Source organism: Pseudomonadota bacterium, from assembly GCA_018823135.1.
Classification (GTDB): domain Bacteria; phylum Desulfobacterota; class Desulfobulbia; order Desulfobulbales; family CALZHT01; genus JAHJJF01.
Genome location: JAHJJF010000100.1, coordinates 1 through 4677, shown reverse-complemented (window position 1 = coordinate 4677; position 4677 = coordinate 1). Strand labels below are relative to the sequence as shown.

The window sequence follows — 4677 nt, the reverse complement described above, 5'->3', positions numbered from 1 at the left end:
CCCTGGCAATAATTGATTCAATTGTTTTAGATTAGAAGATTTGGTTCTCAGGGTCCGTATATTTACTGTGTCCTGATCCTCTTTGGGCCTGTCTGATTCATGTGGCCGACGAAGTTTGTCGGAGGCTTATTCAGTCATTAACCTGTTGAAATTTCAGGAGGCGATAGTTCAGTATCCGTCATTTCACGGGATTATCAAGATTGTAATCCCTTCATGAGTTCATTCAGAATTCGATCATACTCATCATGAAGCTCGGTTATCGGCTGTTCATTTCGTTCTGCTTTGCGGATTGTTTGGGAGTCGGGGAAAGAGGCGAGCAGTTTCGCTCCCAGGGCATTTTCCAGAAAGGTTTCATCCGCAATGCTTTCAATAAGGTTACCGACAAAGTGTATCCGGGGGATGGCTGCCTCGCGGGCGAGTTTCTGGATTTTCAATGCGGTGCGAACGCTTGATTTGGATGGTATGACAACGATCAGCAGGTGATCGACGCTGGCAATGGTTCCACGGCCCAGATGTTCTACCCCTGCTTCCATATCAAGGAGTATGGTCTGGGACGGGGACAATATAAGTTTTGTGAGCATTCTTTTCAAAACAGTATTTTCAGGACAGGCGCATCCCCCTTCCGCGGTCTGTATGGCGCCGAGCACCATGAGTTTGATGCCGTTGTGTTCAATCATGTAACGGCTCATGATATCGTCCACCTGCGGATTGATATTATAAAACGGCGAGCCTTCGACCTTGCCTGAGCGTTCCACCAGCAGGTCTTTCATGTCGGCAATGGGTCTGATGCTGTCGATGTCGGTAACGCCGATGGTCTGGGCCATATGTGGACTGGGATCGGCGTCGATCACCAGGACCTCCTTATTCCCCTTGCTGAGATGGGCTGCAAGCAAGGATAAAATGGTAGTTTTGCCCACCCCGCCTTTGCCGCTGATTGCTATTTTCATAATTGATAATCCTTGTTTTCAGAAAAAAGATCGGTTTGCGTCAGGGTCTGTGCAAATCTCCTGTTCTTCTTTTTAATATTTCTTCTCTCAGATCCTTGCACAAACAACTTAATTCTGAATGCGGCAAAAAGCAATGAGCCCTGTTTTATGAATTAAAGGTTTTCATGAAATAAGTACCACATGGTGGTATAAAATCGTTGACATGTTTCAGTCAAGCCGTATACCTTGCAGCTTCATTAATATACGCATCATTAAACCCTTCATGTGAGCAATATGGAAGAGAAAAACAAAATATTGGAATGCGCTGTTGATGCAATTATAACCATTGACGCCCAGGATACCATAACCGCTTGGAATCCGGCGGCGCAAAGCATATTCGGCTGGTCAACGGAGGAGGTAATGGGAAAGAAATTTTCCGAGACCCTTCTTCCTGAAATAACCAGGAAAAAGTATTTTGAAAGACTGGAACATTATAACCGGACAGGCGAAACGACCCTTTTGAACACTCCCCTGGAAAACAATGTGCTGCACCGTAGCGGGCATGAATTTCCTGTGGAGTTTTACGCCACTTCAACCCAAAACATTAATGGCAATTCATTCATAATTTTTGCCCGTGATATAACGGAAAGAAAATATCGAGACCTGAGGATAAGGCAGGCTTATCAAAGTCAGAGCGTTACAAATGCCATTCTGAAAATTTCCCTGGAGCATACTTCCATCGACGAAATGCTGTCTCGTTCCCTTGATCATATTTTATCCCTGGAAAGCATCAAACTCATACCGCGGGGGGCTATTCTCCTGGTTGAGGACCACCCGGATATCCTCGAACTGAAAGTTCAACGTGGGTTTACTGTTGAGCAACTGACTGCCTGCGGCAGAGTGCCCTTCGGCAAATGCCATTGCGGCCGAGCTGCTACAACCGGAACTATCCAGTTTGTAGAATGCATTGACCATAAGCATGACATACTGGTGAAAAACATGAAACCCCATGGCCATTACTGTGTGCCCATTCAATCTGGCAGCAACATCCTCGGTGTTCTTGCCCTTTATCTTAAAGAGGGGCATTGCCGCAGAATAGAGGAAGAAGAGCTTCTTCTGGCCATCACCAATATTCTCGCCGGTGTGATCGAGCGTAAAAAGGTTGAGGAGCAGCGATTTGCACTCATCGACAGCCTCAAGACAATCATTACTGATCTCCTGGATGAAAAGAAATTCAATGAATCCATTATTCAGAGTCTCAATGTCGGGCTCATGGTGCTTGACCTGAAGGGTCGGATCGTCACCAGTAATCCTGTGGGCAGGAAAATTCTTGAACAGTTCGCCTATGCCTTTTATATAGACGGAAAATCTCTCGGGGAAATCGTCGGCATCAATGCGGCAGCTGAAATGATGAAAATAAAGAATCCCATGCCCGGAAAAACCGATGAACTTCGTTTGCTGACACGGAAAAATGAAGAAAGATTTCTGCGATACACTGCTGCCCCGCGGGAGGATTCCACCGGTAAAAAAGTCGGCATCATTGTTTCCTTTAACGACGTTACCAGGATGAAATACATTCAGGAAGAAATGGAAAAAATGAATCGCTTGAGCACGGTTGCGGAAATCGCTTCAGCTGTTGCCCATGAGGTGCGAAATCCTCTTGCCGGGATCAAGACCATGTCTCAGTCCATTGAGGAAAACATGGCCGCAGATGATGAGAACCGCGAGTATATCAAAAGAATCATCAAGCAGGTCGATAGGCTGAATGAACTGCTCACCGAGTTTTTCACCTATGCAAAACCCGGCAGCGCCAAAAAGGTTGAAACGTCACTCTTTGATATTGTCAGCGAAACAAAACCATTGATCAAGCTCAAGCTCCATAAGAAAAATATTTCTTTATCAGAGGAATATGGAGAGAGCCTGCCGGATATCCTTGTCGACCCGAACCAGCTGCAGCAGGTATTTCTCAATCTGATGCTCAATTCAATTGACGCGGTGTCGGTTGACGGCAGAATAAGCATCCGCGCAAACCGGCTTGAAGTTCATGACAAGGAGAATTACTGCCTGGTGTATCCGGGTTTAAAGGAAGGAATTGATTATGTTGTGGTCTATTTCAGCGACAACGGCCCGGGAATGACTGTTGAAGTGGCTGAAAAGGCATTCGAGCCTTTTTTTACAACCAAGCACGATGGCTCCGGACTGGGGCTTTCCATTGTTTATCGGATTCTCAAAACGAATAATGCGTTGATTTACATTGATTGCACCCAGACAAGCGGCACAACATTCATCATGTTTTTTGAGGCGGGGAAAAAATGGGAAAAATCCTGATAGTTGAGGATTCCGAGGACTTGTGTTTCACCCTTGAGAATATCGTCCGCAAGGAGGGCTTTTCGGTCTTTGCCGGCAATTCCGGGACCCGGGCCCTTGAAATTCTCAGCAACCAGATAATTGACCTTGTTTTTCTGGATATCGGCCTTCCGGATATTGACGGCATTACCCTGATCAGCAGCATTCATGAAATTTCTCCTGATACCGATATCGTCATGCTTACCGGTATGAACGATGCCAATTCCGCACTCCAGTCCCTTAAGGCCGGCGCCATAGACTATATGCTCAAACCTTTTGAGCTCATCGAGTTCAAGCATAATCTGCACCGGATCATGCAGGGTCGTAAAGCCATAAAACTTACAAACCTTGAATGCCGTGAATCCGGAATTGAAAATATTTTAGGTGTAAGTAAGCCAATCAAAAAACTTAAACAGGAGATCAAGACCGCAGCAAGGGTGGGCGCTCCGGTGCTGATCAGCGGCGAAACCGGCACAGGCAAAGAGCTGGTTGCCCGGGCGATTCATTCTTTGTCAGGGGACCGGCGAGGAGTTTTTGTCAAAGTCGATTGCGGGACATTATCGGCAAATGTTATCGAGTCGGAACTTTTCGGCCATGAAAAGGGGGCATTTACCGATGCCGGAAAAGATAAACGCGGCCTTGTTGAAACGGCCGACGGCGGCACCCTGTTTCTCGATGAAATAGGAAATCTTCCTCTTGCACTTCAGCCTGTGCTGCTTCGCCTCATTGAAGAGTCTACCTTCAGGCGGGTCGGCGGCGTCAAGGATATACATGTTGCGGTCCGGGTTATAGCTGCAACCAATATTAATATTGAAAAGGAGGTAAAACAGGGGAAATTCCGGGAAGACCTTTTCTACCGTTTGAATGTAATCCCTGTCAAGCTTCCGCCTCTACGGGTACGCGATAAGGATATTCTTCTTCTGGCTGATTATTTCATCCGCAAGTTTGCAGGTGAAATGAAAAAGAAGATAAAAGGGATGGCGCCGGAAGCTGAAAAAGCGCTTCTTTCGCAATCGTGGCCGGGAAATGTCCGGGAACTGAAAAACCTTATTGAGCGGGAGGTTATATTCTGCAACAAGGACTGGCTTATCTTGGATCATTTAATTGCCAAAGACGATACGTATATTGATTTAGACCCCGAAGAACTCCTGACCCTTGAACAGATGGAAAGGAAATATATCATGCAAGTGCTTGCGGCGGCCTCAAACAACAAAACCCAGGCTGCAAAGATCCTGAACATTTCAAGAACTACCTTACGCGATAAACTCAAGTAACTAGCTATTCATGAAAAACATGAATTTTTATCTCTGATTCCAGGAAGGTTGAAATTGCCGGGCTCGTAGATACGCGAGAGTCTTGAGACTTCGAATGACTCGAGACGGACGCGTATTCCGTTTCTGACTTG

Annotated in this window: 3 protein-coding genes; 2 read left to right on the top strand and 1 reads right to left on the bottom strand. The window is 46.2% G+C overall.

Annotated features, from left to right (window positions below):
• Positions 1 to 194 precede the first annotated feature (194 nt).
• Positions 195 to 947, bottom strand: coding sequence for an AAA family ATPase (locus KKE17_11025; protein ID MBU1710525.1), 753 nt, complete (start codon positions 945 to 947; stop codon positions 195 to 197).
• A gap of 273 nt (positions 948 to 1220) precedes the next feature.
• Between KKE17_11025 and KKE17_11020 the strand changes: the two genes are divergently transcribed.
• Together KKE17_11020 and KKE17_11015 are read left to right on the top strand one after the other, a co-directional pair.
• A complete protein-coding gene (locus KKE17_11020; GenBank protein MBU1710524.1) occupies positions 1221 to 3254 on the top strand; it encodes a PAS domain S-box protein in 2034 nt (677 codons plus the stop codon).
• Positions 3239 to 4546 carry a sigma-54 dependent transcriptional regulator gene (locus KKE17_11015; protein MBU1710523.1) on the top strand — a complete coding sequence of 436 codons (1308 nt, stop codon included), beginning with the start codon at positions 3239 to 3241 and terminating at the stop codon, positions 4544 to 4546. The genes KKE17_11020 and KKE17_11015 overlap by 16 nt, the downstream gene beginning before the upstream one ends.
• Positions 4547 to 4677 lie beyond the last annotated feature (131 nt).

Excerpts from the sequence above, each read along its gene's own strand:
- KKE17_11025 (MBU1710525.1), bottom strand. The coding sequence starts at position 947 with ATGAAAATAGCAATCAGCGGCAAAGGCGGGGTGGGCAAAACTACCATT.
- KKE17_11020 (MBU1710524.1), top strand. The coding sequence starts at position 1,221 with ATGGAAGAGAAAAACAAAATATTGGAATGCGCTGTTGATGCAATTATA.
- KKE17_11015 (MBU1710523.1), top strand. The coding sequence starts at position 3,239 with ATGGGAAAAATCCTGATAGTTGAGGATTCCGAGGACTTGTGTTTCACC.